Genomic DNA, 26,712 nt, shown 5'->3' on the forward strand with positions numbered 1-26,712 from the left:
ATCCTTAACGGCTTTCTGTGAAAAGTTCGCGGCCAATAAGCATGCGACGAATTTCGGAAGTACCTGCACCAATTTCGTATAATTTAGCGTCACGAAGAAGACGACCCGTTGCGTATTCGTTTATGTAGCCATTACCACCTAAAATTTGAATTGCATCTAGCGCCATTTTAGTTGCAAGCTCTGCGGCGTATAAAATGGCACCGGCGGCATCTTTACGGGTGGTTTCGCCTCGGTCACACGCTTTAGCTACCGTGTATACGTATGAGCGCGCAGCATTCATTTGTGTATACATGTCGGCTATTTTGCCTTGAATTAACTGAAATTGACCAATAGGGGTATCAAACTGTTTACGCTCATGAATGTACGGTACCACTATGTCCATACACGCTTGCATTATACCAAGCGGGCCCGCTGCAAGTACTACGCGTTCGTAATCAAGGCCACTCATAAGTACTTTAACGCCTTCGTTTAAGTTACCTAAAATGTTTTCCTGGGGTACTTCGCAGTTTTCAAATACTAGCTCACAGGTATTTGAGCCGCGCATACCCAGTTTGTCGAGCTTTTGTGCTGTTGAAAAACCAGGAAAGTCACTTTCAACAATAAATGCGGTAATGCCTTTAGCGCCAGCGTTTAAATCTGTTTTAGCGTAAATAACGAGTGTGTGTGCGTCTGGGCCATTGGTGATCCACATTTTATTACCGTTTAAAATGTACTTATCTCCTTTTTTTTCGGCTTTGAGTTTCATCGATACAACGTCAGAACCCGCATTAGGCTCGCTCATTGCAAGAGCACCAATGTGCTCACCACTAATAAGCTTAGGTAAGTATTTTTCTTTTTGAGCTTGTGACCCGTTACGGTTAATTTGATTAACGCACAGGTTTGAATGTGCTCCATAGCTTAACCCTATAGAGGCACTGGCACGGCTAATTTCTTCCATAGCAATGACATGTTCTAAGTAACCTAAACCAGCGCCGCCAAGTTCTTCAGATACGGTCATACCTAGTACGCCCATTTCGCCCATTTGAGACCAAAGTTGATTTGGAAAAGCGTTATCTAAGTCCGTTTTTTCAGCAAGCGGGGCAATCTCCTGACTCGCAAAACTGTTTACGTGGTCGCGGATCATATCGGCGGTTTCGCCAAGGCCAAAGTTCATTTCTTTATATAGTGAAATAGTGCTCATGATTCATTCCTGTGTGACGTGTGTGTTGTCAGTGTTTTTTTATTTTAAAAATAAACTTACTCGTCTATTTTGTTAAGGGTGTCGCGGCAGCGGCGCTCGGCCGTCACCAACTCCATAAGAACAACTTTAATGTCGTCCATTTGTTGAGATAGGTCTGCTTTTTTTTCTGATATAAGGTCAAGCATAGTAACCAACTGCTTAGCGCTTGATTTATCTGCGTCGTACAGTTCAAACAAACGTCCGGTTTCGGCCAATGTAAAGCCAAGGCGCTTACCACGTAATATTAGTTTTAAACGCACTTTATCGCGTTTTGAATAAATACGGGTTTGACCATTACGTTCTGGCGTTATTAACCCTTGGTCTTCGTAAAAGCGAATAGAGCGGGTTGTAATGTCAAATTCTTTAGCGAGTTCGCTAATGCTAAATGTTTGTTCATTACTGGCCGGCATTTTGGCTGAGCTTGCAAAGTTTGTTTGATTATCTGGTTTCATAATTGTATTTACCTCATTCGAATAACTCCAATATAAGTGAAGTTTACGTAAAGGTAAAGCTTGGTGTGATTTGAAACTATTTATAAAGGGATGTTTAAGCGAGGTGTTGATTTATGTTGTTAATATTCAATGGGTTATTTTTATTTTATCAGTGTAGTCTAACCGATGGAAAATAATCCTTACACTTATAAAACTAAAAATTAAGCTGTTTTTAGTTGACGTTGGCGTAAACGTTAGTATTGTGTAAGGGTATTAAATAATAAATGAATACTAAATTAATAGAGCAAATATACTAACAACTATTTGCATATAAATACAATGGAGTTAGTTATGACTTTAGAATCAGTGGTAATTGTAGCAGCAAAACGCACCCCAATGGGTGGTTTTATGGGAGCGTTAAGTGATGCGCAGTCTACCGAGCTTGGCGCTACCGCCATTGCAAGTGTACTCACACAAACTGGTTTAGCTAATGATGCAATAGACGAAGTAATTATGGGCTGTGTATTACCAGCAGGCCTTGGACAAGCACCTGCACGCCAAGCAATGTTAAAAGCAGGCCTTGCACTTAGCACTGGCGCTACAACAATTAACAAAGTATGTGGCTCTGGTTTAAAAGCAGCCATGCTTGCAAACGATTTAATTAAAGCGGGCTCAATTCAATCTGCTATTGCTGGTGGCATGGAGAGCATGACAAATGCACCGTACTTTATACCAAAAGCGCGTGGCGGTATGCGCATGGGACATGGCGAAATAAAAGATCACATGATGAGCGATGGCCTTGAAGATGCTTACGACAACAAAGCAATGGGTTGTTTTGCACAAGACACCGCCGACGAATACGGCATTGGCCGCGAGCAAATGGATGCGTTTGCATTAGGCTCATTAAGTAAAGCAAAAGCAGCAATACAAAATGGTAGCTTTGATAACGAAGTTGCACCCCATACAATGCAAACACGCAAAGGCGATGTAACAGTATCGATTGATGAGCAACCAGGTAACGCCCGCCCAGAAAAAATCCCTACCTTAAGTGCAGCTTTTAAAAAAGACGGCACTATTACAGCGGCTAATTCATCGTCAATTTCAGACGGTGGCGCAGCGCTTATATTAATGAGCGAATCAAAAGCAAAAGAGCAGGGCTTAACACCGCTTTGTAAAATTGTGGCGCACAGCACGCATTCTCAAAAACCAAGTGAATTTACAGTAGCGCCAGTAGGGGCTATGAACAGCGTGCTTGAAAAAGCAGGTTGGGCTGTAAACGATGTTGATCTTTGGGAAATTAACGAAGCATTTGCCATGGTAACCATGCTGGCTATTAACGAGTTAAAACTTGATGAAAGCAAAGTAAACGTTAATGGCGGTGCATGTGCATTGGGTCATCCAATTGGTGCAAGCGGCGCGCGTATTTTAGTAACGCTTATTCATGCCCTTAAAAACCGAGGCCTTAAAAAAGGCATTGCGTCTTTATGTATTGGTGGCGGTGAAGCGGTTGCTATGGCCGTAGAAGCGTATTAACTAGGTATTTAATAGTTATAAGAAAGCTGTACGAATAACTATAAAAGCGCTGCACTAATAATACTAACAAAGCGGCGCTACCAATTTTAAAAGAGAACACACAACTCACACACTAGGATTTAATCATGCACCAAGTACCACTACTTATTAATGGCGAATTTATTCAATCAGCATCAAAAGAGCTTATCGATGTTATAAACCCAGCAACTCAAGAAGTACTTGCACAAGTGCCATGTACCACAGAATCAGAAATGGACGCGGCAATTGCCTCAGCTTCTGAGACGTTTAAAACATGGAAAGACGTACCTATTACTGAACGTGCTCGCATTATGATGAAGTACGCGGCGCTATTAAAGGAACATCATGATGAGCTTGCTACCATTATTTGCCATGAATTGGGTAAAACATTTGAAGATGCAAAAGGCGATGTTTGGCGCGGTATTGAAGTAGTAGAACAAGCAGCAAACGCACCATCATTAATGATGGGTGAAACAATGGAAAACGTAGCGCGTAAAATCGATACGTATTCTTACATGCAGCCACTTGGCGTATGCGCGGGCGTAACCCCGTTTAACTTCCCAGCAATGATCCCTCTTTGGATGTTCCCGCTCGCTATTGTGTGTGGTAACACCTTTATTTTAAAACCGTCAGAGCAAGATCCACTTACACCAATGCGCTTAGCTGAGCTATTTATTGAAGCCGGCGCACCAAAAGGCGTATTACAGGTTGTTCATGGTACAAAACCACAAGTAGACCGCTTACTAGAAGATAAAGCAGTGCGTGCTATTTCGTTTGTAGGCTCGTGTGGTGTAGGTGCTTATATTTATTCTAAAGGCACACAAAATCTTAAACGCGTGCAAGCGTGTGTTGGCGCTAAAAACCACATGGTTATTATGCCTGATGCAAGTAAATCGCACGTTGTAAACAACCTAGTAGGCGCATCTGTCGGTGCTGCTGGCCAGCGTTGTATGGGTATTTCGGTTGCTGTGTTTGTAGGTCAAGCAAGTCAGTGGGTAGATGAAATAAAAGCAGGCTTTGAAAATGTACGCCCAGGCGTGTGGGATGATGCAAACGCGGCATACGGTCCACAAACATCAAAAGCAGCAAAGGCACGTATTTTATCACTCATTGCTGGTGGTAAAGAGCAAGGCGCTACCTGTTTAATTGATGGCTCTGACTTTACGGTTGAAGGGTATGAGCAAGGTAACTGGGTTGGTCCGACGTTATTTACCGATGTAACCAAAGAGATGGATTTATACAAAGAAGAAATATTTGGTCCAGTACTAGCGTGTATGTTTGTAGACACGCTTGAAGAGGCAATCGCCCTTATTAACGACAGCCCTTACGGTAACGGTACCTCGTTATTTACGTCAAGCGGCGCAGTGGCTCGTAAATTCCAACACGAAATTGAAGTAGGCCAAGTAGGTATTAATGTGCCAATTCCGGTGCCACTTCCGTTCTTTTCATTCACTGGTTGGAAAGGCTCGTTTTACGGCGATACTCACACGTACGGTAAGCAAGGTATTCGCTTTTACACAGAAACTAAAACAATTACATCGCGTTGGTTTGAAGACGACATTGCGTCGGGCCCAAACATGAGTATTAACTTAAAATAATCGTAATTAAAAAATGAGTAAATAAAAGAATAATTAATAAAAAAGATGGGCGCGAAGGCTACTTCACACACAACACACATAAGCCTTCGCCGCTCGTCACAAACTATCCCTGTAACGGGAAACACTAACAACACAACTAACACAATTAAAGAGGTCTACCATGGACTTTAACTTATCTGAAGATCAACAAGCCTTTGCACAAACTGCACGTCAATTTGCCGAGTCAGAACTTGCGCCCCATGCCGCAAAATGGGATCGCGAACATATCTTTCCTAAAGACACGATTAAAGCTGCGGGCGAGCTTGGTTTTTGTGGTTTATACACGCCAGAGGAAGCAGGCGGCCTTGGTTTATCTCGTTTAGATTCGAGCATTATTTTTGAACAACTTGCTATGGGTTGTACCGCAACAACGGCCATGTTAACCATTCATAATATGGCCACCTGGATGGTAGCAAGTTTTGGTACCGATGCCGTAAAAGACAAATACGTTGAGCAATTAGTAATGGGCGAGTTACTTGCCTCTTATTGTTTAACTGAGCCAGGGTCGGGCTCAGACGCCGCATCACTTAAAACCAAAGCCGTGCTTGAGGGCGATGAGTACGTTATTAACGGCTCAAAAATGTTTATATCGGGCGCTGGCGAAACTGAAGTGCTAGTTGTAATGGCACGTACAGGCGGCGAAGGCGCTGCGGGTATTTCGGCATTTGTAGTGCCTGCCGACGCAAAAGGCGTTGAATACGGCAAAGCTGAGGAAAAAATGGGTTGGAACGCACAACCAACACGCCTAATTAGCTTTGAAGATGTACGCATTCCTGCGCATAACTTGTTAGGCGCAGAAGGCGAAGGCTTTAAATTTGCGATGCAAGGCCTTGATGGCGGTCGAATTAACATTGCCACATGTTCAATTGGTACAGCGCAAGCGGCGCTTAATACAGCCCGTGAATATTTAAAAGAACGTACACAATTTGGTAAACCATTGGCTGCGTTTCAAGCATTGCAATTTAAAATTGCCGATATGAACACCGAACTTGTAGCTGCGCGCCAAATGGTAAGGCTTGCTGCATTTAAACTTGATAATAACGACGTTGAAAAAACCACTTACTGCGCCATGGCTAAACGTTTTGCTACCGATGTTGGCTTTACTGTGTGTAACGACGCACTGCAAATTCATGGTGGTTACGGGTATATAAAAGAATACCCGCTTGAGCGCCATGTACGTGATGTACGCGTTCATCAAATTTTAGAGGGCACTAACGAAATTATGCGTGTGATTATAGCGCGCCGTATTTTGGCTGAGTCTGCAAGCGACGTTTTATAAGGAGCAATGTATGTCAGAATCTAAATCTAATCCGAGTATTGAACTTACAACCGAAGGTCATGTTGCTATTTTAACTATGTCTAACCCGCCAGCAAATACCTGGACAAAAGACACCCTAGTTGATTTAAAAAATACCGTTAATGAGCTTAATAATAATAAAAATATTTATGCATTAGTACTGACTGGTGAAGGCGAGAAGTTTTTTAGCGCAGGTGCCGACCTAAACGTATTTGCTGGTGGCGATAAAGGCGTAGCCGCCGATATGTCGTGTGTATTTGGTGAAGCATTCGAAGCGCTTACTAATTTTAGAGGCGTGTCAGTCGCTGCCATTAATGGCTATGCAATGGGCGGCGGGCTAGAAGTGGCGCTTGCGTGCGATATACGTATAGCTGAAGAGCAAGCACAAATGGCGCTCCCTGAAGCTAAAGTTGGCTTATTACCCTGTGCGGGTGGTACACAAAATTTAGCATGGCTAGTAGGCGAAGGCTGGGCAAAACGCATGATTTTATGCGGCGAGCGCTTAAAAGCTGATAAAGCCCTACAAATTGGCTTAGTAGAAGAAGTAGTACCACAAGGTGAAAGCTTTGCGGCAGCACTAAAACTTGCCAACCAAGTGGCCGATCAAAGCCCTACCTCAGTTGCTGCGTGTAAAACATTGATTCAAAAGGGGCGTCATCAAGCAATGGCAAGTGTATTGCCTCTTGAGCGCGAGTTATTTGTTGGTTTATTTGATACCGAAGATCAACAAGAGGGCGTAAATGCCTTTTTAGAAAAACGCCACGCTAACTGGGTAAATGGCTAATGAGTGCTTTAACATTATTAAATAGCGCCGATGAGCCCGTGGTATTTGAAACCGCAACCGCAGAAAACGGCAGTTTAATTGGGCTTATTACACTCAATGCGCCAAAAGCCTTAAATGCACTTAATTTTGAGATGATCAAATTACTTGAGCCGCAATTGCGAGCTTGGCAAGACGATGATGCTATTGCAATGGTGTTGTTAAAAGGCGCAGGCGATAAAGCATTTTGTGCAGGCGGCGATGTTGTAAGCCTTCATCATGCAATGGCGCAAGGTAAACCAACAAGCTTAGTTGAAGAGTTTTTTACGCTTGAGTACAAGCTTGATTACCTTATTCATACCTTTGATAAACCAATCCTTGTTTGGGGTAACGGTATAGTGATGGGCGGCGGTTTAGGGTTAATGGCCGGTGCTAGCCATCGCGTCGTAACCGAAACATCTTGCATTGCCATGCCAGAGCAAACCATAGGTTTATACCCAGATGTAGGCGGCAGTTACTTTTTACATAAAATGCCACAAAACGTGGGGCTATTTTTAGGGTTAACGTCGGCATCAATTAACTGCGACGACGCGCGTTTTGTATCACTTGCCGATCACTTTATCGACAGCACTAAATATGATTCCATGCTTACGCAAATTTTAACTGCAAAGTGGGGCAAAACCGCAAGTTTAAATCATGAGCGTTTAACTAAGTTATTAACCGATTTAGACAACCAATCTGCGCGTATGCCAAAAGGCAATGTAAAAGCTAATCTCAAAACGATTCAAAAGCTGGGTGAGTTTACAACTTTGCAGGAGAAGGTAGATTATATTTTAGGGCTAACCACTGACGATAAGTGGCTACAACGCGCTCAAAAATCACTTAAACATGGCTGCCCACTAAGCTGTGCACTCGTTAGTGAGCAATTAAAAACAAGCAAAGGCAAAAGCTTATTAGCGTGTTTTAAAATGGAGCTGGGTATGTCGTTGCGCGCTGGCGAAGTAGGTGAATTTCAAGAAGGCGTAAGAGCGCTATTAATAGATAAAGACGGCGCGCCTAATTGGCAGTACAAAACACTTAGTGATGTACCACAAACAATAATCGACAGCTTTTTTGCTACCCGCTTTGGCGAAAACCACCCTCTCAATGGCTTAGACACGCCATCACACACATAAAGGAAAGACGATGACTAAACTCAATATCGGTTTTATCGGCTTAGGTAATATGGGCGGCCCAATGGCGGCTAACTTAATTAAAGCTGGGCATACTGTGAGTGTGTTCGATTTAAACCAGTCGGTCGTAAATAAGCTTGCAAGTAAAGGCGCAAAAGCAGCCGTTGATGCAAAGCAGTGCGCAACTAATGCTGACGTACTTATTAGTATGTTACCTGCGGGCAAACATGTTAAATCGCTTTATTTGTGTAATAACGACGACAGCGGTTTAATTAATGTGCTGAGCAAAAATACATTAGTAATTGATTGCTCAACAATAGATGCAGAATCAGCACGCACTGTAGGCAGCGCACTTGGCAAACAAGGCATAAGCTTTTTAGATGCACCGGTATCGGGCGGCGTTGCAGGCGCAACTGCTGGCACTCTTACATTTATTGTAGGTGGCGAAAAAGCAGCGTTTAATAAAGCAAATACAGTGCTTAGTGATTTGGGTAAAAACATATTTCATGCAGGCGATATTGGCGCAGGGCAAGTAGCAAAAATATGTAATAACATGCTACTCAGTATTTTAATGGCAGGCACCAGCGAAGCACTGCAAATGGGTATAAATAACGGCCTCGATCCTAAAGTACTTAGCGACATAATGACCGCAAGTTCGGGCCGTAACTGGACGCTTGAACTTTACAATCCTTGCCCAGGTGTAATGGATGCAGCTCCTGCAAGTAACGATTACAAACCTGGCTTTATGGTTGATTTAATGGCTAAAGACCTAGGCCTTGCCATGGAAGCCGCGCAGCAAAGTAATTCAACAACCCCAATGGGTTCAATGGCTAAAAATTTATACACTATGCTGCAGCACCAAGGTGCGGGTAGTGATGACTTTAGTGCCATTTTTAAACTGTTTTCTAAGTAGGAGCAACGCGTGGAAATTAAAAATAACACGGTAGTAATAACCGGTGGCGCACAAGGCTTAGGCTTTGCAATGGCGCAAAAGTTCGCTCTTATGGGCGCTAACATTGCTTTAATAGATATGGCACAAGACTTATTAAACACCGTATGCGAGCAACTCATGCAATTAACACAGCTTGAAGGTGTAACTAGCAATATTAAAGGCTATGCCGCAAACGTAACAAATGAGAGCGAAGTAGAGAACGTATTTAATACTATTAACAGCGATTTTGGCCACATTGGTGTGCTTATAAACAACGCTGGTATTTTACGCGATGGCATGTTTATTAAGGCTAAAGACGGCAAAGTCGTTAAAAAAATGTCTCTTGAGCAATTTCAATCAGTGATTGATGTAAACCTGACCGGTGTGTTTTTAGCAGGGCGCGAAGCTGCAAGCCACATGATTGAATCAGGCAAAGGCGGCGTAATAGTTAATATGTCGAGCGTAGCGCGCGCAGGTAACATAGGCCAAACAAATTACGCTGCATCAAAAGCTGGCGTAGTGGCACTTACCACCACATGGGCTAAAGAACTTGGCCGCTTTGGTATACGTGTAGGCGCTATTGCACCAGGTGTTATAAGCACCGCCATGACCGACGCCATGAAGCCCGAAGCCAAACAGCGTATGCTCGCAGTAACGCCAGTAGGGCGCTTAGGCGAAAGCGACGAAATTGCCCATACTGCACAATACATAATCGAAAACGACTTTTTTACCGGTCGCGTGGTTGAAATAGACGGGGGTATTCGTTTGTAAACCGAGCTAGATTAAGGTTGATTTAAAAAGCATGGCGCTTGTGGGCTATGCTTTTTTGTTTTAAATCGGGGAGATTTATAAACTTGAAAAAGGGCTGATGACGGCGTTGGCATTTTGTTGTGAAATTAGTTGCTCATTTGCTCTTAATAAAACCTAATGAGAGTGGCTTTTTAATCACTTCTTTAAATAAAAAGCTCAACGCATTTAAGGCTTGTGTTTGAGGTTATGAGCAACATTTTGTTGGTTGACTAAACGAGTTTAAAAAAGCTAAAAAAAGTTCGACCTCATTATTTCCCATCGTTGTTGGGTGCCTCATAGAATTAAATCAAATAAACGAAGCTATCCAGTATAAGTACGCTTTAATAGTACTTTTAGCATAACGCTTTAGATACATTTGTTCGGCTATCATAGTTAAAAAGGTGATTTCATGATATGAATCTCTAGTAAAAGTTAACTGTATATACAGACAGTGCTTGTTATTTTATCCAATATTACTGATCTCCACCATTTCGGTGCATTTGTGCATTGATTAAAAATATTTTCCAGTTAACTAATTGTTTACAGGTGTTTATTTGATGGTTAAGATAAATGCACTGTAATATATGGACATTTGTCGGTTTATAAAACGACAAATGTCGTAGACAAAATTGTTATGTGTGTATCAACTTTGAGCACCTGAGGTCTATATAAATGACAAAAGATGAAGTAGTCGTTTCAGATGCACTAGTTACTCATTACTTAAATAATGGTCATAAATCTGTAACTTATAGTGAACCACCACAAGATCCACCTGATGTTATTTTAAATATCGATCAGGTTAGTTATTCGGTAGAAATTACTAAAGTTGACGAAAACTCTATAAACAGGAGAACAAACTTAGCACATAGTTATCATGGTTTTATTAAAGAAGTGATTGCTAAAAAGCAAAGCGTATTGCCGAAAAATATTAGTTACTTTATTAGCGTTCGTCACTCAGGTATAAAAGTTGGAAAAATAAGAAAAAAATTCATTCGTTTCTTTGAACAAAGGGTTTTAGCTCAAGGGTTTTCAAATGATGAATATATATTTTTTGAAGACAGTGTGAAAATAACATTTAAAAAATTCAACACTTCAAAAAATGGTCAACATTTCCCTATGTCTTTTTCAAATTCTCCCATAAGAAAAAGCAATGACATTAATAGTTTTTTAAACAATATGATACAACCGTTAGACGTTATATTTGAAAGTATTGTTAGAAAAAGCATTTGTGTGAAAAAACAAAAATGTAGTGAAGTTAAGCCACCAGTTTGGCTTGCATTACATGATTTTTATGCAAACAAATTTAGTGACGACGATAATGAGCAAATATTAATGTATCAAGAGGCTATTGATAACATAATTGAAAAGAATTACTTTGATCGTGTATTAGTTGTGCTGGAAAGCGGTGTTGTTGCAAGTTTGTTCGATAAACACACATAACAAGACCTTCAAACGGACAAAAAACAGTTTGCTGTTTTCACTCCGTTCAACATTTTAGCAAACAATTTTTTGCCGCTTAAGGTGGCGTTATAACCAAAGGAGCTGTAGTGGATGGAATCAAAAGTAAAGTTAACTGGTGGCACGTTATTCGTAATAGCGTTAATTGTTCTCTTTTTGGGGAATGCACGTTCCATAGAAATTGTAGAAAAACTAGATGAGATACAGTCTGATGTTTCTAGTTTAAAAAGTGAAGTTGCATCTTACAAGCAGCAAGTTGAAATATTGAAAAATGAAAACCTTAACTTAAAAGAACAGCTTAGAAGTGGTAATTAGTTATAACAAGCTGTTAAACAAGGACAATGCTCCTGACCCGTTTTAGTGGACACCTCCTCATCACTTTGAGGAAAATAATGATTAGGATGACACCTATCCTAATCATTAGGAAAAAAGCCAACAAAAACAGTATGAAGAGTGCACTATTATAAATAATGAATCACGCAAAAAGCTGAGCTATGTAGACAAAATGAAAGTAAAAATAGACAGCACAATCGGGCTACGATATCTGTTTATTAAAGAATGGCAAACGACTCGGCTGTATTAAACCGGCTTTCCTTTAAATAAAAAGCGGAATATTACAGTGAACAAAGGCATGAATAAACTGACCTTACGGGGGCAAGCGAAAGTCAATGCCTTTACTTTATTGTGTGGCAACTGTATTGCCTTGCTCATAATATAGAAAAGCTGCAAAACACGATGAATTAAGAAGGGTAAGCCCTCTTACTCTAAATAAAAGCCACTCAACCACCCTTAATCCCTTCCAAAACGCCAATTAAAACAATATCAAACACTTCTATATTCTGTGTAAAAAGACAGTAATCAATTGAACCAAAATAGGAACTCAGCTATGGTTTGCTTATCAATAAAAACAAATAGAAACGAGTTAATCTACAGGCTCGTTAGGTAATTAAATGAATACTGCCATCGATGAAGTCACAAATAATTACCAAGACTGGAGCTTAGACAAATTATCGTATGTTGATGGGTTACTAACACTGAACCTTAAAACTTATATAAAAGGCGATGATCCCGTAAGGTTTATGGTTGTGTTTACGAATACCGTTTTATTTGAAACTTATGATGAAAGTAGCCATTTTCATGACTATCATCAAAACCGTGATTCGGGCGTAATCGGCGTGTATTCTGATTCAAGCTTATTGGAGTATGCTCAAACTAAAACGAATACTTTCAGTTTAAACAACAATAAGCTGTTTCATTATTCAGTAATGACTACAAATGAAATCATCCATGTTTTAACAAATATTGAGCCTCAGGTGATAAACGTTACCTAACAAAACGCGCTGAGGTGGGCGACTAGTAAAATTTGGCTATTAATTGTGGGAAGCTGAAAATAGTAAGTAAGATTTTAAAAACTTTATAACAAGGAACGTATATGAATTTATCTGAAGGCAAAACTGTAATTGAGTTTGAAATATCAGAAACAGGCCACCAAATTGTTGAAGCTAAAATTAACGGTAAATTGTTACGTTTTATTTTAGATACTGGCGCTGGAACATCTGTTTTAGACAGGGGATGCCTAAGTGAGTTAGGCATTGAAGAGACACTAAATGTTGAGAATGCAGCAGGCTTAGGCACTTCGGATCACGCTATGGGAGATATAGAAGTTCATTCAATTGAGTTTGGAAATGCCTTGTTTGAAAGTCCTGACTTTGTGTCACTTAATCTTGACCATGTTCAGGTAGCGGGTGGTGAAAAGGGAGTACATGGCTTGTTAGGCTCTCCCTTTTTTACCAAATACCAAGCAGTTATCGATTTTTCAAAAAATAGATTAGAGCTTTTTAATAAAAAAAAATAAAATAACTAACCTAAACTTTGTTCTTTAGTCGGTTTTAGCTAACGCACCATGTTTATGGATTTTACTATGGCATGGTGCGACAGTTGTTATTGTTTACAATTTGTATTTTAAAGCTACTTTTCTAGTTCTTTTCTTATAATTTCAGCCCCTGCGCTCAAGGCATTTAGTTTACCTCTGGCTATATGGTGAGGCAGTGGAGCCATGCCGCAGTTTGTACACGGGTAGAGTTTGTCGGCATCTACGAATTGCAGTGCTTTACGTAGCGTATTAGCTACTTCTTCTGGCGTTTCGATAGTATGATTTGCTACATCAATAGCGCCTACCATTACTTTTTTACCGCGAATGAGTTCTAGTAAATCCATTGGTACATGTGAGTTATGGCACTCTAGTGAGATAATATCGATATTAGAGTGCTGAAGCTTAGGGAATGCTTCTTCGTACTGTCGCCATTCATTGCCGAGTGTTTTTTTCCAATCTGTATTGGCTTTAATGCCGTAGCCATAGCAAATATGCACTGCGGTTTCGCATTTAAGCCCTTCAATTGCGCGCTCTAAACAGGCGATTCCCCAGTCGTTCACTTCATCAAAAAATACGTTAAACGCGGGCTCATCAAATTGAATGATATCAACGCCTACGGCTTCTAATTCTTTAGCTTCTTGATTAAGAATTATGGCAAATTCCCACGCTAGTTTTTCGCGGCTTTTATAATGATCGTCGTAAAGCGTGTCAATCATTGTCATTGGGCCTGGCAATGCCCATTTAATAGGTTGTTTGGTTTGCTTGCGTAAAAATTTAGCGTCTTCAACAAACACAGACTTTTGACGGCTAACAGGGCCAACAACTGTAGGTACGCTTGCGTCGTATCGGTCACGAATTTTTACTGTTTTACGTTTTTCAAAGTCAACACCGTTTAGGTGCTCTATAAATGTAGTTACAAAATGCTGCCTTGTTTGCTCACCATCGCTAACAATATCAATACCTACTTGTTGTTGGTCGAATAATGACAAGCGTAGGGCGTCGTGTTGTCCTTGGGTTAATTCATCACCTTGTAATTTCCAAGGTGACCAAAGTGTTTCTGGCTCTGCAAGCCATAAAGGCTTAGGTAAACTGCCAGCGGTAGATGTAGGTAGTAATTTTTTCATAATAAATAATGCCGTATATTTTAGTTAATTATTAAACGTATTGTTAAGCGCGTTATTACTGCTTGTTACTATTAGTTGTTATGACAGATAGCGAGTAGAGAATTGCTCAAGAACTCTTTGGTACGGCTTGATAAAATGCTCTTGCGCAAACTTGCCTTGCTCGTTTGCTAACTTGCCGCGCTCTTCTCGGTCATACACAATTTGCGTTAGTGAGTGGTCCAAGTTTTTTAAGTTTGGTTTATATGATTTACCCGCTGTTGCGTTGGCATTATAAATCTCTGGTCTGTAGATTTTTTGAAACGTTTCCATCGTACTAATGGTGCTTATAAGCTCAAGATTGCTGTAATCATTAAGTAAATCACCAAAGAAAAACAATGCTAAAGGCGCGGCACTATTTGGTGGCATAAAATAACGTACCTGTAAGCCCATTTTTTTGAAGTATTGCTCAGTTAAAGACGATTCATTTGGTTCGTATTCAACGCCAAGTACCGGGTGTTGGTTTTCAGTGCGGTTGTAGGTTTTGTTATCTGACACACTTAGGCATATAACCGGTGGTTTTTTAAAGTTTTGTTTATATGTATCCGAATTTACAAATGACTGAAATAGCTTGCCATGTAAAACCCCAAAGTCATCAGGAATACTAAATTGAGGCTTGCCTTTATTGTGCTCTTGTAGAAGTACGCTAAAATCGTAGTCGCGCACATACGATGAAAAGTTGTTTCCTACAATGCCTTCAATGCGCTTATTAGTTTTATGATCAACAATATTTGTTTTTAATATTTCGATTGATGGGAAGCTTTCGCCGCCGTCTTCAATACCTATCTCAACAGACACAATTTCAAGCTCAACAGCATAACGCTCACCTTTGGTGTTATCCCAATGGGCTAGGGCATTAAAACGGTTGTTAATCATGTTTAAGGCGTTACGCAAGTTTGCTTTGCGGTATTCACCTCTGGCTAAATTAGCAAAGTTGGTTGTGATACGCGTATTAGTTGATGGATGATAATTTTCGTCGAGTGAAACGCTCTTAATATTAAATGTAAAATCTTTTTTCATCGTGTTTATATCCAATTTTATAATTTAAACCTGATTGATGCTCTGCGCTTTATTAGCCTTGCAACTTACTTAGCTGGCTTAGCTGGTTTAGGTATTCAGCGGCTTTAAGTTGTTAGTAATAGTGTTTAGCGCTAAGGGATGAGTAATTTATACGTGGATTGGCATATGAAGAAAAACGGTTTAATTTCACATAAAACATGAGTCATATTCATTACACATTATTGTTAGATGCGATTACGTAGTAATTGACGAAAAAAAGGCATAAATCGATAAAAATAAAGGATGGATGTTTAGCCGTTTAGACTTCCTTTGTGTTAATGTGTACTTTATTCATGTTAAACGTGAGGAATATTCAAAGAGTTTTTTTGTAGCTATATCAGTGTATTAGTTGGTTTTTAGCATATTGCATCGCTGTTTATAATAAATGTCGTCACGGGTAAGTTCCAGCTAGCTATATAAGTAGATACCTTAGCTAATCTAATCTCAAAAGATAAACCGACTTTTCTGAGTACGTATATAAATGCCTGTAAATTAATAAAAGGCTATAAATCATATTAATAGCCATGGCAGTACGTTAAGTAAGTTATACTCGTTTTTCATCACCTCACCTATTGAGTATTCGTGGATATCAAAGGCACTTGTATTGCATCAACTATTGATGAGCATGGCCCTGTTTATGTATATCAAACAAAAAAGAATCTTATTCTCAGCTTTGACGGAAAAATTTATCAAAGCTGTATTAAATTAAATAATATTAACGGGTTAAGCTTAGCTTATACGCAAGCTATGATGGCTGCGCTTTTTTTTATACCGCACTTAAAAATCGCGATGATAATGGGGCTTGGGGCGGGCTCTATCGCAAAAAGTCTTTATCATGCGTTTCCCGCGCTGACTATACATACAGTTGAATACCGTAAAGCTGTTGCTGATATGGCTAAAAAATATTTTGAAGTTCCCGTGTCAGAACGTTTGTTTATTCATATTGATGATGCGGCAAACTACATGAAAAAAACGCAGATAAAAACGGACGTTATTTTTTCTGATTTATATAGCTCAGAAGGGATGGAGTCAGATCAGGTGCAATCATCCTACTTACGTGATTGTAAAAATGCGCTCACTTTAGATGGTGTTTTAGTACTTAATATTTGCCATACCAAAATTGGGCAAAGGGAAGTGTTTGATCAACTACTTGAGAAAGAATTTGCAGGAAAGATTCTTAGTTTTATTATTGAAGGCGGTAATAAAATTGTGTTCGCTTTTAACAATAAAATGCCTGCACTTAGTGAGGATGAATTACTGGTAAAAGCTCACGCGTTACAAAAATTAATAAACGTACCAATGACGCGCTATGCAGAGCTTTTATTCAATTAAAATGGTTAGTTTGATGTACTGTTAAATGATGCGTTTAAATCCATTCATCTATCTGTTGTTCATTTAAACTTGGTTAAACTAATCATACTCTGAATAAAAATAATAAAGTACGTACCCGTACGGAAACACTCATACATGGATTACTGTAAAAATATAATCGCTAAGTTTATAAGCGCGATGCAAAAGCGGCCTGGATTATTGGCTGTGCTGGCGTTTTTGTCGGGCGTTGCTAGCTTTGCACTTGTAGATAGAAAAGAGTCTTTTTCGCAATTTATTGCGATATTTTTACTTATTAGTTGGTTGTGGCTAATTATTGATAATTGGCTGCGTGATAAAGTAGAAGAAAAGTTTGGTGTGGCTGTATCTCCTAACGTAATGCGTTTTGCGCTACAAATGGTGCAACAAGAAAGCCTATTTTTTGCGTTGCCATTTTTTTTAGCGGTTACGCAGTGGGATCATCCTCAAGCAATTTTTACTTCCCTTATTGCTTTGTGTGCAGTTATATCGGTTATCGATCCCTTTTATTATAAAAAACTTGCTAGAAACCGCACGCTATTTAGCGTGTTTCATAACTTTTCTTTATTTGTTGTTTTGCTTGTTACGTTACCTATTTTGTTAAACCTTACAACGAGCCAAAGTTTAGCTGCAGCTCTTGTAACGGCTGTAGTGGTTACTCTTCCGAGTTTAAACAATTTAATGCCTAATGCTCGCTGGTGGCGTTTTCCTATTCTTGTATTGATTTTATGCGCTTTAAGCACAGCAGTGTGGCAATTAAGAAGCTATGTGCCTCCTGCAGCGCTGCGATTAACCGATATTACATTAGCTCATGAAGTTGATTTACAGCATAAAAAGCCAGTAGGGAGTATTAAACAGTTAGATTCTTATACGCTGCACCATCAAGGTTTATATAGTTGGACTGCTGTTAAAGCACCGAGAGGCTTAAACGAAAAAATATTTCATGTGTGGCTTCATAATAAAAAAGAAGTTGATCGGATCACGTTAAATATAAACGGTGGGAGAGAACTAGGTTATAGAGCGTGGACACACAAAGTAAACTTTCCTAAAGACTCTGTTGGTAAGTGGCAAGTAAAAGTAGTCACCGAATCAGGTCAGTTAATAGGTTTAACGAAATTTACTGTTACACCTTAATGATGGTAATAGGTTTGTAATCTAATAAATATTTGATAGGCTATTTTTACAGTGTTTATTGGATGAACGTTATGAGTTTTGCATTTGATCTGTTTATTTGGTTAATGGTAGAGACTATTTTAGGTTTTTTTATTTACTCAACAGGTTGTACTATTTTAAAAATAGTTACCTTTGGTAAGTTTAAAAGCGATATTACCGATTACGTATCGTTTAAGGCGAATAAAGCTAAAAATGTTTATTTAATTTGTGTGCTCGGGTTTAGCTTTTACGTGCTATTAATTGGCTTTGTTGCCTACATGAGTCATTAAATTATAATTACATGAATAACAATACGTTATTTACAGCAGGCATTTTAAGCTTTATAGCATCACTTTTACATGTAGCCTGTGTTTTTGGAGGGCCTGATTGGTATCGCCTTTTGGGTGCTGGTGAGCAAATGGCTCAAATGGCAGAGCAGGGCAGTATGTATCCTACTTATGTAACTTTAGCTATTTCAGTTATTATTGCTATTTGGGGCTTTTATGCGCTCTCTGGTGCAGGCGCCATTTTAAAACTGCCATTTTTAAAAACTGCACTCGTATTAATAACCGCAGTGTATTTAATACGAGGTATTGCGGGTTTAATCATTCCTTTTTTAACTTCAAGCCAAATCGTTCATCAGAATTCTATTCAATTTTGGATTATAAGCTCGATAATCTGCTGCATTTATGGGTCATTTTACTTATTTGGTACCCTTAAATTGTGGCGAATAAAAAATGTATGAATGCTAGATTTCCTGATCTTTTAAATTCAAATTATTAAATACTGATAGCTTATTTTTATATTGCGAAATACTATGTGCGACTATTTTTTACGCGCATATATTTTGGCTTTAGGTATCTATAAATGAATAAAACGTTATTGAGTACTTTGCTTGCAGCTCTTATTTGTACATCTCTTTTAGCTAAAGTGCAGGCCCAAGACGTTCATGCACTTGAGCCTGAATTAGGTGTTGGCGGAAATATTAAGCTAGATGAGGCAAGTACAGCTTATGTTGATGACGGTTTTTATTTTCATGTGCATCCACTTTGGGAAAGCCGATATGTAAGTGAGGGCCGTGACCATTTAGCGGGTAAAGGTACTGCCTCAATCGCAACTGAATTCAATTATAATGAAATAGCTATTATTCCGTGGGTTGCAACGGGTGTTGATAGCGATTATACCGAGTTTAACTTAAATGCTATTTATGCAACTCAGTTATTTAATACCGTTGATATGTTTATTGGTTACAACCATTTAAGATCGCGTGAAAATACCTCTAATGATCACGACAATGAGGTTAGCTTAGATTTTTCGTATTTTTACGATGATAAATTTCAGCTCACTAGCAGCGCATATTATTCGTTTGATTCTCAAGGCATATTTATAGAGCTTACGATAAATAAAGGCTACGAGATAAATGAAGCTGTTAATATCGATTTTCAAACGGGGCTAGGGTTTAATGCAGGTTATGTAAGTGATGGCCATAATGGTATTAACAACCTTAAGCTTACAGCTGACGTGTCGTATAAAGTTATTAAGCAGCTTGAAGTATACGCATATACTAGCTACACCATGGCAATTAATAAAAACGCTGAGCGCTTTGTGGGTGATCAAACCTTTAAAAACGTGTTATGGAGTGGTATTGGTCTGAGCTATCTATATCGTTAAAAGTTAGCAGCACAATAAAATGGTTGTGCTGCTTATTAAGAGTTTATCAATAAAAACTAGCCCTAAATTTACATAGCTTTATTAACGTTGGTTTTTGACTCATTCTTTTCTTTTACGTGAGTGTGGCTTTTTATAGGGGCGGAAATTCCATTATCAATTTTTTGAATCGGCTGGCTTCGTACACACATTAAATCATCAGCCATATACTGGCAGCTGCCAATATATAAATCGTTATGGCCGCCTTCGTATTTACATGATTGAGATTTTACTTTATCTGCGCAGGCTTTAACTGCAACACCATTTAACGGTCCTGAATGAGCATTTAAAAATGTGGGTGCTGCAAGTAAAGCCATACCAAACAAGCTTAAACAACTACTTTTTATAAACATAACAACTCCTTTTTAATGTTTTTCAGGATCATGGCCTGGCGGTGGACCATTATGATCACCCGGTGGTCCACCTGCAGGCCTAACTGATTCTCCATGTAGGCAGCCTATAAACATATTTTCACTAGGACTAGCTGCGTGGTAGTGATAACCCCTTACTTCATCTGTATTACCTCGGCATTCATCAAGTAACTCTTCTTTACCGCTTGTATCACGCATTGCATAAATACCATAACCGTCTATTGCATAACCTATAAGAGGTGCATGTCCAACTTCTGTAGCAGCTGAGTCAGTACAACCAGTGGTAGAATGATAGTGATAACCTTGGTGTAAATTTATATGGCCACCACAATCATCAAATGCCGCAATGGTATAGCTCTCTAAAATTGCATTAATTGGAGCAGGTCCAGATAGTTCAGTACCGTCTAGTGCTATACCTACTGTTCTTAAGCGGCCAGTATCAGATGTTGGAATAGGTGTAACAGGAATTAAATACGTTAATGAAAAATTATCTTCTAAATACGAAAGTTCACACTCAATACAATTTTGTTTATATTGCTCTTCAACATCAGGGCGAGCTGCACCAGCGCAAGACTCTTTTGTAGCTGTATATCTAATTTCATTTGTTTTAGTGTCGTAAAGTACCCACTTTTCATCGCCGTAGTATTCATCAAGCTTTAGGACAAATTGGCCTGTTAAATCAACTAAATCACCAGTACCTTCTTTACTAAACCAACTGCCAGTTACATCAGCGCCATCGGTCGATGTGCGCGGGCAAAATGGACCCGGCTCTCTTCCTGCAGGTGCGCCTGATGTAATTAACTCATAACACTTAGTTTTAGTTCCTTGCGCCGTTTCGCAATCAACAATGTTAGGCTCAGATAAAAAGGCCCCTTTTTTAAACATAGATAAATTTATTGTTTGATTCGTTTTTTGTACTTCACTAAGGGAGCTACTGACTTGCTTAGTATTTTTATTAGTTGGTGAGTCGTCGCAGCCACTTAGAGTTAAAACTGTTGCGGTAATAATGATTGCAAACGCGCTGTAATTATTTGAGCCCATTACTTGTATCCTTTTCAGTATAGGTTTTGGTGTACTTATACTGTGGCATATTACTGGCTAAATGTGCAAAAAGTATGGAGAACGACAAAATAAGCACATGATAAAAAACCTTTAACAGTGTGTGGTTGCTAAAGCGCAGTTTTAAATTTAATTATTAGTGTTCAAAATTAATAAAAACGGATATGTGTAATACACATTAGCTAAAAGTGTTAGTGTTTAGATGTTATTCAAATACATATGAGGATTACATATGAAGTTTTTAGTGTTTTTAGGGACAGTGCGTAACAGCACGCCACCAAAACCTGCTCGCTTAGGTGAGAGAGTGTCTAAAGCCTGCATGGAGTGCTTAAACGAGCAATTCTCCGAACATGAGTTTGAGCTTATAGATGCACTTGATTACCCAAGTGAGCAAGTTTTTAAACCACATTTTGCCTATGCTCAGGGTAAGGCGCCTTCAATGCTAAATACTTTAGCTGATAAAATTAAAGCGGCTGATGGATATGTAATGGTTAGCCCTGAGTATAATCACAGTATGAGCCCAGCCCTCGCTGACTTACTTAATCACTTTGGTAGCTCACTATTTTCATATAAGCCCAGTGCTATTGTTACTTACTCTGCTGGGCAGTGGGGTGGACTCAGAGCGGCAATTAGTATGGGCTCGTTTTTATCAGAGCTTGGCTGTTTGCCTGTATCTGCAATGATCCATGTTCCAAAAGCGCAAGAAGTATTTAATGATAATGGCTCTGTGCAAGTTGGTGAAGAGCAGTCATCGTGGTTTAATTATTTTCACCGTACTTTTGGGCAATTGGTTTGGTGGGCGCAAGCGGCTAAAAATCAGAGTGGCGTTGAAGATCCTGAGCAGATGCTAAAAAGCTTTAAATCAAATCCATCGCAGCGAAATGCCCCATAACGAATACTTTTAAAATATAACTAATTTAGCCTTTAATTGGGCTAAATTTGTTTCTTTTATAGAAACTTAAAATATATAAATGTTACTATTAACATCTACTTATAAAAAAGGATGTTATATCTTGAAATACCTTACTCTTTTAAGTGTATTAACACTTAGTGCTTGCAGCTCTGTACAACACTTACCGGCGCTTGGCGAAGGCACTATTGCTAATATGAATTTAATAGCTCTTTCGGAGCAGAGCGCGCCACAAGGTGTTAGCGGTACATTTCAGTTTTATATTAAAACTGCAGGCTCTCAGTACGGTGACGTATTTTTAAATACCGAAGCTGACTATCGTGATCGACGTGCTATTACAATTTCAATTGATTCAAAAGTAGCAGCTAAACTCACAGAAAAATACGGACAATCAGCAGACACATTTTTTATTGGTAAAACAATTGAAGTAACAGGTGAAGCGAAGCGGGTAACTATCGACTTTTTAAGTAAAGGCAGAAAAACCAATAAATATTACTATCAAACACATGTTGCTGTTAACTCAATAAATCAACTTCGCATTGTTGAGTAACATCAGCTAGCTTGTTGAGGCATCGGATTAATTACTAAGATACTTATTGGCTAAGGGTATGTTTTACAGTGGCACTGTTTTTATATACAGTGCCACTGTAAATCTCAATGAATACTAAAATAACAAGCTTAATGTTAGTCGCGCTGTTCTTGGCTCTATTGGATGAAAGTGGTTATCTTCAACGCCTTGTGCTGATTCGCCAGGTAAACGCGATGCATAATAGTAATCTATATCGTGGTCGGTACTATTAAATAAGTTAAGTAATTCAAAGTTTACTTTCCAGTGAGTCTGCTCATAGCTAATAGCGCTATTTACTACTGTTAAAGGCTCCGAACGCTCGTCACCATCGCTAGTTAATGTACGTTTGCCAATATGGCGAACTCTAACTGATGACTGCCATTGCTCACTTAAGTGCCAATTTAAACCTGTACTTGCAACAACCGGAACAGCACCTTCTATATAATCATTATTGTCATTAATATCTAAACGCGAATGCGTAAACGAGGCTTCTGCGTCGATACTAAAGCTGTCGTTAATCCAATAATAAGCGCTTATTTCTAATCCGTAACGCTTAGATGCATCACTTGGTTCTGTATTACCCGCATCGCCAACAAATAAAAGCTCTGAGTCGAGTGTTAGCCACCAAAGTGCAGCTGATAGATTAAACTTTTGCTCATCAGCAAATCGGACGCCTATTTCAGCGCCTTCACTTTTAACTAATAAGTCAACTTGCTCTGTTTGATCACCGGTAACGGGGTCAATATTAATAGTAGATCCGCGCGCATCATTTGAATGAAAAGATTGTCCCCAATTAGCATATGCAGCTACTAAATTTGTAAAACGGTAATTTAAACTCCCTTTAAAACTTACTAAATCATCCTTTGCTTTTCCTGAATTTACGGCGGTAATACTAGTCACGTTTGTATCAAAATAGTCGTACCTAACGCCAACGGTTGCTTCAAGTTTTGGAGTAAGTAAAAGTTTAGACTCCCAAAAGCTTGAGTAGCTCGTTTGCTTTAGTTCATCTTGCCTAACCGTACTAAGTCGCTCTCTTGCTTGTGTGTTATAAAGCCCTACGTTATCTATGTCGTCGTGGCGAAGCTCAATACCTACGGTATGTTGTATGTTTATATCTGATGTTTTGGTTTCAAACTGGTAGCTTATATCTGTTCCATAAATATTTCGGCTATCTTGCTGATTAAACTGATCGCCATTAATTGGATCATTTAAAAAATAACTAAAATTAGAATACAGGTTTAAATCGTAATTAATTACATAAGCGCTGGCTTTTATATGCTCGCCCTGCCAGTTACTCGATAAGCTATAACGGCTAGAGCTACCGCCAAGTGTGGTGTCAAGAGAGCCTAATTGAGTAATTAAATTTTGTGATATAGCGCGCTGTGGAATTTGATCTGCTGAATTCCATGTATTGTCGTACGCCATGGCACTTATTGATAAGTCACCATCAAAAGCTTTACCAACATAGCGCAGTAGGGCATTCTTTTTATTTACATCTTCGTTTATATCATCCCATGGGCCGTCATAGCCTTGCCATTCTGCCGCTGCAATGAGCTTGCCTGTTGCAATGTTAGTAGATCCCAGTACAACAGCGCGTTTATAATTATCTTCTCCTATGCTGAGTTCAACTTGGTGATGTTTTAGGTTATCAGCAAGTTGAAATTGAGCACTACCAGCGGTTGAAAAGTCACCTTGGCTTGCGCTATATGAGCCTTTTTGATAGTTAATAGTTGAAATAGACTCAGGGATTATAAAGTTTAGGTCGGTGTAACCTTGTCCGTGGCCATGGCTGCGCATATTAATTGGCATTCCATCTATGCTGGTGGCAAAGTCGGTGCCGTGATCTAAATTAAACCCCCTAATAAAGTACTGATTAGCTTTACCAGAGCCGCTATGTTGAGTGACCGCCATACCTGGGATTAACTCTAACATTTCGGCGCTTCTTAACATTGGGCGCTGCTGAATTTCACCTTGACCAATAATACCGCTAGATGCGCTGATTGACTCACCAATTAGCCCATCTCTGTGACCATAAACGGTTAATTTTTCTATGTTTGCATAGCTATAACCACTATACAAAGTGCCTAGCGCTAAAATTGCTAATGTTCTCATGACTAAAATCCCTATCTAATGTATTTGTTATTAATGCAGCTATGTTAAATACGGCTTAGATAATTTATTGGATGCAACATTTGTTGGTTATTTGTAATTATTTAGGGGTGAGTAAAGATGGGTAACTTAAAAACTACGCCGCACGCTATTGTAATCTTATTACATAAAATTAATAATCGAGTGCTTTAAATGACTACATAACACTAACAAAATAGAGAGCCCGTATTGAAAGCCAAAGAAATCCGCAATTTTTACATTAACGAAGAGCAATCTGTTTATTTGCTTTCGCACCGCGATGCTAAAAAACACCGTCAGTGGCTTAACATTTGTATTAAGCAGTTAACAGTGTTGGGCTATAAAAACGTTGAAATGATTGGCTCGGGTGCTTTTGGTTTTGTGTTTGCAGGAGATGACGATAACGGCTTACCTTGGGTATTTAAGTTTTCGCGTATTACCCTTGCCCAAAGTGTGCGTGACCGCTTAGAAGATGAAGCGTATATGCTTTCGCAAATTGATAATCCGTTAGTGCCTACCTTTTATGCTTTTGAACGTATTAAAAAACAAGGGATTTTAATGATGGCACGCGCCATTGGTGAAGACCTTGAAAAAGTATCGCTTAAAACAGGGCGCTTTAGTGCCGCGCAAATAATGGCGCTCGCGGTTAGGCTTCGTAATGTGCTAGTTGATTTACGCAGTCATAAAAATGGCATTAGCCCACAACCTATAGTGCATGGCGATATAAAGCCTTCAAACCTTGTATGGGATGCAAGCACTGATGCGCTGTCGTTAGTGGATTGGGGTAGCTCTGTGTATGCACAGTTAGATAGTGATGGTAATCCTGTTGCGAGTAACTTTATGGATTTAATGTCGGGCGATTTAAGCACAACGAATGCGCGTATGGGCGATGTGTACTTTATTGGTGAAGCGCAAATGTCGGGGGAGCAATCATCCCCACGATTTGACGAACAAGGTGTAGCCGCTACGTTATATGCGCTAGCGTCGGCGCAGTCGTGTCGCTTTGGTGCACAAGCTATCCCAGCAAGCAGCTTAGGACTTCCAAAAGAGCTGGCTAAAGTCATTGACGGTATGCTTTCTAAAAGTAAAGCTCAACGTGATGGTGCTGGTGATTACTTTATGCGTAACATTACAACTATGGCGAAAGCGTATTTACCTGAGTTTGCTAAAAAACAAAAAAAAGCAGATATTCCTTTTTGGTATGGTAGCGATGAGCAGCCAGATACGGTTGTGTATAGCTCACGAAAACAATTTTTACGCCAGGCTGATCATAATCAACAATTACTAGATATAAACGACGCGCAACTTGACCGTTATTACAAAGAGTTTTTGTTTGATACAGGCGATACCGAAAAAGCATTTTTAGCATCAATAAGCCGATTAGCTAAGTATCCGGTGGTTGGTGGACTTAGTTTTCATTGGAGGGATGATTCGTTGTTTGTTGAATCGTCTTTAATTATGCATGACGAATCATTGGGTGATGCGTTTAGTGATGCGATTAATAACACGGTGATGCTTGCGCAAGCGATTAATCAAAAAGGGCTATTTAAGTGCTGTTTGTTTGATGCCCGTAAAACTATTCAACTAGAGCGAGATGGCACGGGGGCATTTAAGTTTGATAGCCTACCAGAGCTTGAATACGAAGTAGTAAGTATGAAAGCAAATGACATAACCCGCCCGCATTCATACTTTGAAGACGGTAAAGACCCTGACGAGCAACTACAGCTACCTAAAAAAGTTATTAAGTGCGTATTTGAGCTTAACCAAATTCATCATACCGGCTGTATTATTTTTGAAGCACTGCCGGACAGAATGAAAATTCACCATTACTACCGATTACTCGATTCGACCAAAGAAGTTGAGTTTAAACGCCTTCTTAATAAACTCATGCAATACGCGGTAAATATTACTGACGTTGGTGTTGCGGGCTTTATGAAACTCCCTTATAAAAACACCCGTGAGTTTAGTTTATGTGAGCAGCAAGAAGAGTATTACTTTCCTAAAAATCCCAAGCTTGTACCTTTGCAGAAATAGCCCTTAAATAAAGAGAGCTGCATAAAAAGACAAAGATAAAAAAAAGAGCACAAGTTTGTTCAACTTGTACTCTTTGCTACTTAATTATTTGGTAAGTATT

At 39.4% G+C, this 26,712-nt stretch carries 26 protein-coding genes; 19 read left to right on the top strand and 7 right to left on the bottom strand.

Features of this window, described 5'->3' with window-relative positions; all coding sequences use genetic code 11:
* Positions 1–4: 4 nt before the first annotated feature.
* Positions 5–1,180: an isovaleryl-CoA dehydrogenase gene (locus tag QL998_RS01785; protein ID WP_165723431.1), complete on the bottom strand. Its 1,176-nt coding sequence runs from the start codon at positions 1,178–1,180 to the stop codon at positions 5–7.
* A 56-nt stretch (positions 1,181–1,236) separates the two neighbouring features.
* Complete coding sequence (locus QL998_RS01790; RefSeq protein WP_008135264.1) at positions 1,237–1,671, bottom strand: MerR family DNA-binding transcriptional regulator; 435 nt, start codon at positions 1,669–1,671, stop codon at positions 1,237–1,239.
* A 330-nt stretch (positions 1,672–2,001) separates the two neighbouring features.
* Here QL998_RS01790 and QL998_RS01795 point away from each other — a divergent pair, with 330 nt between their 5' ends.
* The 11 genes from QL998_RS01795 to QL998_RS01845 all read left to right on the top strand — a co-directional run bounded on the left by QL998_RS01795 (position 2,002) and on the right by QL998_RS01845 (position 13,100).
* Positions 2,002–3,183, top strand: a complete 1,182-nt coding sequence (locus QL998_RS01795) for an acetyl-CoA C-acyltransferase (protein WP_290192041.1) — start codon at positions 2,002–2,004, stop codon at positions 3,181–3,183.
* Positions 3,184–3,308: 125 nt separating this feature from the next.
* Positions 3,309–4,799 carry a CoA-acylating methylmalonate-semialdehyde dehydrogenase gene (locus QL998_RS01800; protein ID WP_024604003.1) on the top strand — a complete coding sequence of 497 codons (1,491 nt, stop codon included), beginning with the start codon at positions 3,309–3,311 and terminating at the stop codon, positions 4,797–4,799.
* A gap of 160 nt (positions 4,800–4,959) precedes the next feature.
* Complete coding sequence (locus tag QL998_RS01805; protein ID WP_002961869.1) at positions 4,960–6,117, top strand: acyl-CoA dehydrogenase family protein; 1,158 nt, start codon at positions 4,960–4,962, stop codon at positions 6,115–6,117.
* A gap of 10 nt (positions 6,118–6,127) precedes the next feature.
* Positions 6,128–6,919: an enoyl-CoA hydratase gene (locus tag QL998_RS01810; RefSeq protein WP_290192042.1), complete on the top strand. Its 792-nt coding sequence runs from the start codon at positions 6,128–6,130 to the stop codon at positions 6,917–6,919.
* Entirely contained in the window at positions 6,919–8,070 is a 1,152-nt protein-coding gene (locus QL998_RS01815) for an enoyl-CoA hydratase/isomerase family protein (RefSeq protein ID WP_290192043.1), read from the top strand. The genes QL998_RS01810 and QL998_RS01815 overlap by 1 nt, the downstream gene beginning before the upstream one ends.
* 10 nt (positions 8,071–8,080) lie before the next feature.
* Positions 8,081–8,980, top strand: coding sequence for a 3-hydroxyisobutyrate dehydrogenase (gene mmsB / locus QL998_RS01820; protein WP_290192044.1), 900 nt, complete (start codon positions 8,081–8,083; stop codon positions 8,978–8,980).
* A 9-nt stretch (positions 8,981–8,989) separates the two neighbouring features.
* Positions 8,990–9,769, top strand: coding sequence for an SDR family oxidoreductase (locus QL998_RS01825; protein WP_165721573.1), 780 nt, complete (start codon positions 8,990–8,992; stop codon positions 9,767–9,769).
* Between the two features lie 690 nt (positions 9,770–10,459).
* Positions 10,460–11,227 carry a hypothetical protein gene (locus QL998_RS01830; RefSeq protein WP_024605402.1) on the top strand — a complete coding sequence of 256 codons (768 nt, stop codon included), beginning with the start codon at positions 10,460–10,462 and terminating at the stop codon, positions 11,225–11,227.
* A gap of 111 nt (positions 11,228–11,338) precedes the next feature.
* Positions 11,339–11,560: a hypothetical protein gene (locus QL998_RS01835; protein ID WP_002961860.1), complete on the top strand. Its 222-nt coding sequence runs from the start codon at positions 11,339–11,341 to the stop codon at positions 11,558–11,560.
* Between the two features lie 635 nt (positions 11,561–12,195).
* A complete protein-coding gene (locus QL998_RS01840) occupies positions 12,196–12,576 on the top strand; it encodes a hypothetical protein (protein WP_024593617.1) in 381 nt (126 codons plus the stop codon).
* 101 nt (positions 12,577–12,677) lie between these two features.
* The gene (locus QL998_RS01845) at positions 12,678–13,100 is read left to right on the top strand and encodes a retropepsin-like aspartic protease (RefSeq protein WP_024604412.1); all 423 of its coding nucleotides are present in this window, start codon (positions 12,678–12,680) and stop codon (positions 13,098–13,100) included.
* Between the two features lie 113 nt (positions 13,101–13,213).
* Here QL998_RS01845 and QL998_RS01850 read toward each other — a convergent pair whose 3' ends face one another.
* Positions 13,214–14,242, bottom strand: a complete 1,029-nt coding sequence (locus QL998_RS01850; RefSeq protein ID WP_290192045.1) for a methionine synthase — start codon at positions 14,240–14,242, stop codon at positions 13,214–13,216.
* A 78-nt stretch (positions 14,243–14,320) separates the two neighbouring features.
* On the bottom strand, positions 14,321–15,298 hold the full coding sequence (locus tag QL998_RS01855; RefSeq protein WP_290192046.1) for a DUF1852 domain-containing protein: 978 nt from the start codon (positions 15,296–15,298) through the stop codon (positions 14,321–14,323).
* Positions 15,299–15,919: 621 nt separating this feature from the next.
* Between QL998_RS01855 and QL998_RS01860 the strand changes: the two genes are divergently transcribed.
* From QL998_RS01860 to QL998_RS01880, 5 genes are all read left to right on the top strand, one after another.
* The gene (locus tag QL998_RS01860) at positions 15,920–16,669 is read left to right on the top strand and encodes an ATP-binding protein (RefSeq protein WP_290192047.1); all 750 of its coding nucleotides are present in this window, start codon (positions 15,920–15,922) and stop codon (positions 16,667–16,669) included.
* A gap of 135 nt (positions 16,670–16,804) precedes the next feature.
* Entirely contained in the window at positions 16,805–17,818 is a 1,014-nt protein-coding gene (locus tag QL998_RS01865) for a DUF5924 family protein (RefSeq protein WP_290192048.1), read from the top strand.
* A 71-nt stretch (positions 17,819–17,889) separates the two neighbouring features.
* The gene (locus QL998_RS01870; RefSeq protein ID WP_182711272.1) at positions 17,890–18,126 is read left to right on the top strand and encodes a hypothetical protein; all 237 of its coding nucleotides are present in this window, start codon (positions 17,890–17,892) and stop codon (positions 18,124–18,126) included.
* A gap of 11 nt (positions 18,127–18,137) precedes the next feature.
* On the top strand, positions 18,138–18,581 hold the full coding sequence (locus QL998_RS01875; protein ID WP_182721194.1) for a hypothetical protein: 444 nt from the start codon (positions 18,138–18,140) through the stop codon (positions 18,579–18,581).
* A 122-nt stretch (positions 18,582–18,703) separates the two neighbouring features.
* Complete coding sequence (locus tag QL998_RS01880; RefSeq protein WP_290192049.1) at positions 18,704–19,507, top strand: hypothetical protein; 804 nt, start codon at positions 18,704–18,706, stop codon at positions 19,505–19,507.
* Between the two features lie 68 nt (positions 19,508–19,575).
* On the opposite strand, the gene QL998_RS01885 is transcribed toward QL998_RS01880, so the two are convergent.
* Both QL998_RS01885 and QL998_RS01890 read right to left on the bottom strand, forming a co-directional pair.
* Positions 19,576–19,896: a hypothetical protein gene (locus QL998_RS01885; RefSeq protein ID WP_290192050.1), complete on the bottom strand. Its 321-nt coding sequence runs from the start codon at positions 19,894–19,896 to the stop codon at positions 19,576–19,578.
* Between the two features lie 12 nt (positions 19,897–19,908).
* The gene (locus QL998_RS01890; RefSeq protein WP_290192051.1) at positions 19,909–20,955 is read right to left on the bottom strand and encodes a YHYH protein; all 1,047 of its coding nucleotides are present in this window, start codon (positions 20,953–20,955) and stop codon (positions 19,909–19,911) included.
* A gap of 250 nt (positions 20,956–21,205) precedes the next feature.
* Between QL998_RS01890 and QL998_RS01895 the strand changes: the two genes are divergently transcribed.
* Positions 21,206–21,865: an NAD(P)H-dependent oxidoreductase gene (locus QL998_RS01895; RefSeq protein ID WP_290192052.1), complete on the top strand. Its 660-nt coding sequence runs from the start codon at positions 21,206–21,208 to the stop codon at positions 21,863–21,865.
* A 121-nt stretch (positions 21,866–21,986) separates the two neighbouring features.
* Positions 21,987–22,433: a hypothetical protein gene (locus QL998_RS01900; RefSeq protein ID WP_170070926.1), complete on the top strand. Its 447-nt coding sequence runs from the start codon at positions 21,987–21,989 to the stop codon at positions 22,431–22,433.
* Positions 22,434–22,547: 114 nt separating this feature from the next.
* Here QL998_RS01900 and QL998_RS01905 read toward each other — a convergent pair whose 3' ends face one another.
* Positions 22,548–24,563: a TonB-dependent receptor gene (locus QL998_RS01905; protein ID WP_290192053.1), complete on the bottom strand. Its 2,016-nt coding sequence runs from the start codon at positions 24,561–24,563 to the stop codon at positions 22,548–22,550.
* Positions 24,564–24,788: 225 nt separating this feature from the next.
* Between QL998_RS01905 and QL998_RS01910 the strand changes: the two genes are divergently transcribed.
* Entirely contained in the window at positions 24,789–26,612 is a 1,824-nt protein-coding gene (locus QL998_RS01910) for a serine/threonine protein kinase (protein ID WP_290192054.1), read from the top strand.
* Positions 26,613–26,712 lie beyond the last annotated feature (100 nt).

Origin of the sequence: Pseudoalteromonas sp. APC 3691 (assembly GCF_030408135.1) — a bacterium.
Lineage (GTDB): Bacteria > Pseudomonadota > Gammaproteobacteria > Enterobacterales > Alteromonadaceae > Pseudoalteromonas.

Coding starts and splice junctions, on each gene's coding strand:
- QL998_RS01785 (WP_165723431.1), bottom strand. CDS start 1,180: ATGAGCACTATTTCACTATATAAAGAAATGAACTTTGGCCTTGGCGAA.
- QL998_RS01790 (WP_008135264.1), bottom strand. CDS start 1,671: ATGAAACCAGATAATCAAACAAACTTTGCAAGCTCAGCCAAAATGCCG.
- QL998_RS01795 (WP_290192041.1), top strand. CDS start 2,002: ATGACTTTAGAATCAGTGGTAATTGTAGCAGCAAAACGCACCCCAATG.
- QL998_RS01800 (WP_024604003.1), top strand. CDS start 3,309: ATGCACCAAGTACCACTACTTATTAATGGCGAATTTATTCAATCAGCA.
- QL998_RS01805 (WP_002961869.1), top strand. CDS start 4,960: ATGGACTTTAACTTATCTGAAGATCAACAAGCCTTTGCACAAACTGCA.
- QL998_RS01810 (WP_290192042.1), top strand. CDS start 6,128: ATGTCAGAATCTAAATCTAATCCGAGTATTGAACTTACAACCGAAGGT.
- QL998_RS01815 (WP_290192043.1), top strand. CDS start 6,919: ATGAGTGCTTTAACATTATTAAATAGCGCCGATGAGCCCGTGGTATTT.
- mmsB (WP_290192044.1), top strand. CDS start 8,081: ATGACTAAACTCAATATCGGTTTTATCGGCTTAGGTAATATGGGCGGC.
- QL998_RS01830 (WP_024605402.1), top strand. CDS start 10,460: ATGACAAAAGATGAAGTAGTCGTTTCAGATGCACTAGTTACTCATTAC.
- QL998_RS01835 (WP_002961860.1), top strand. CDS start 11,339: ATGGAATCAAAAGTAAAGTTAACTGGTGGCACGTTATTCGTAATAGCG.
- QL998_RS01840 (WP_024593617.1), top strand. CDS start 12,196: ATGAATACTGCCATCGATGAAGTCACAAATAATTACCAAGACTGGAGC.
- QL998_RS01845 (WP_024604412.1), top strand. CDS start 12,678: ATGAATTTATCTGAAGGCAAAACTGTAATTGAGTTTGAAATATCAGAA.
- QL998_RS01850 (WP_290192045.1), bottom strand. CDS start 14,242: ATGAAAAAATTACTACCTACATCTACCGCTGGCAGTTTACCTAAGCCT.
- QL998_RS01855 (WP_290192046.1), bottom strand. CDS start 15,298: ATGAAAAAAGATTTTACATTTAATATTAAGAGCGTTTCACTCGACGAA.
- QL998_RS01865 (WP_290192048.1), top strand. CDS start 16,805: ATGGATTACTGTAAAAATATAATCGCTAAGTTTATAAGCGCGATGCAA.
- QL998_RS01870 (WP_182711272.1), top strand. CDS start 17,890: ATGAGTTTTGCATTTGATCTGTTTATTTGGTTAATGGTAGAGACTATT.
- QL998_RS01875 (WP_182721194.1), top strand. CDS start 18,138: ATGAATAACAATACGTTATTTACAGCAGGCATTTTAAGCTTTATAGCA.
- QL998_RS01880 (WP_290192049.1), top strand. CDS start 18,704: ATGAATAAAACGTTATTGAGTACTTTGCTTGCAGCTCTTATTTGTACA.
- QL998_RS01885 (WP_290192050.1), bottom strand. CDS start 19,896: ATGTTTATAAAAAGTAGTTGTTTAAGCTTGTTTGGTATGGCTTTACTT.
- QL998_RS01890 (WP_290192051.1), bottom strand. CDS start 20,955: ATGGGCTCAAATAATTACAGCGCGTTTGCAATCATTATTACCGCAACA.
- QL998_RS01895 (WP_290192052.1), top strand. CDS start 21,206: ATGAAGTTTTTAGTGTTTTTAGGGACAGTGCGTAACAGCACGCCACCA.
- QL998_RS01905 (WP_290192053.1), bottom strand. CDS start 24,563: ATGAGAACATTAGCAATTTTAGCGCTAGGCACTTTGTATAGTGGTTAT.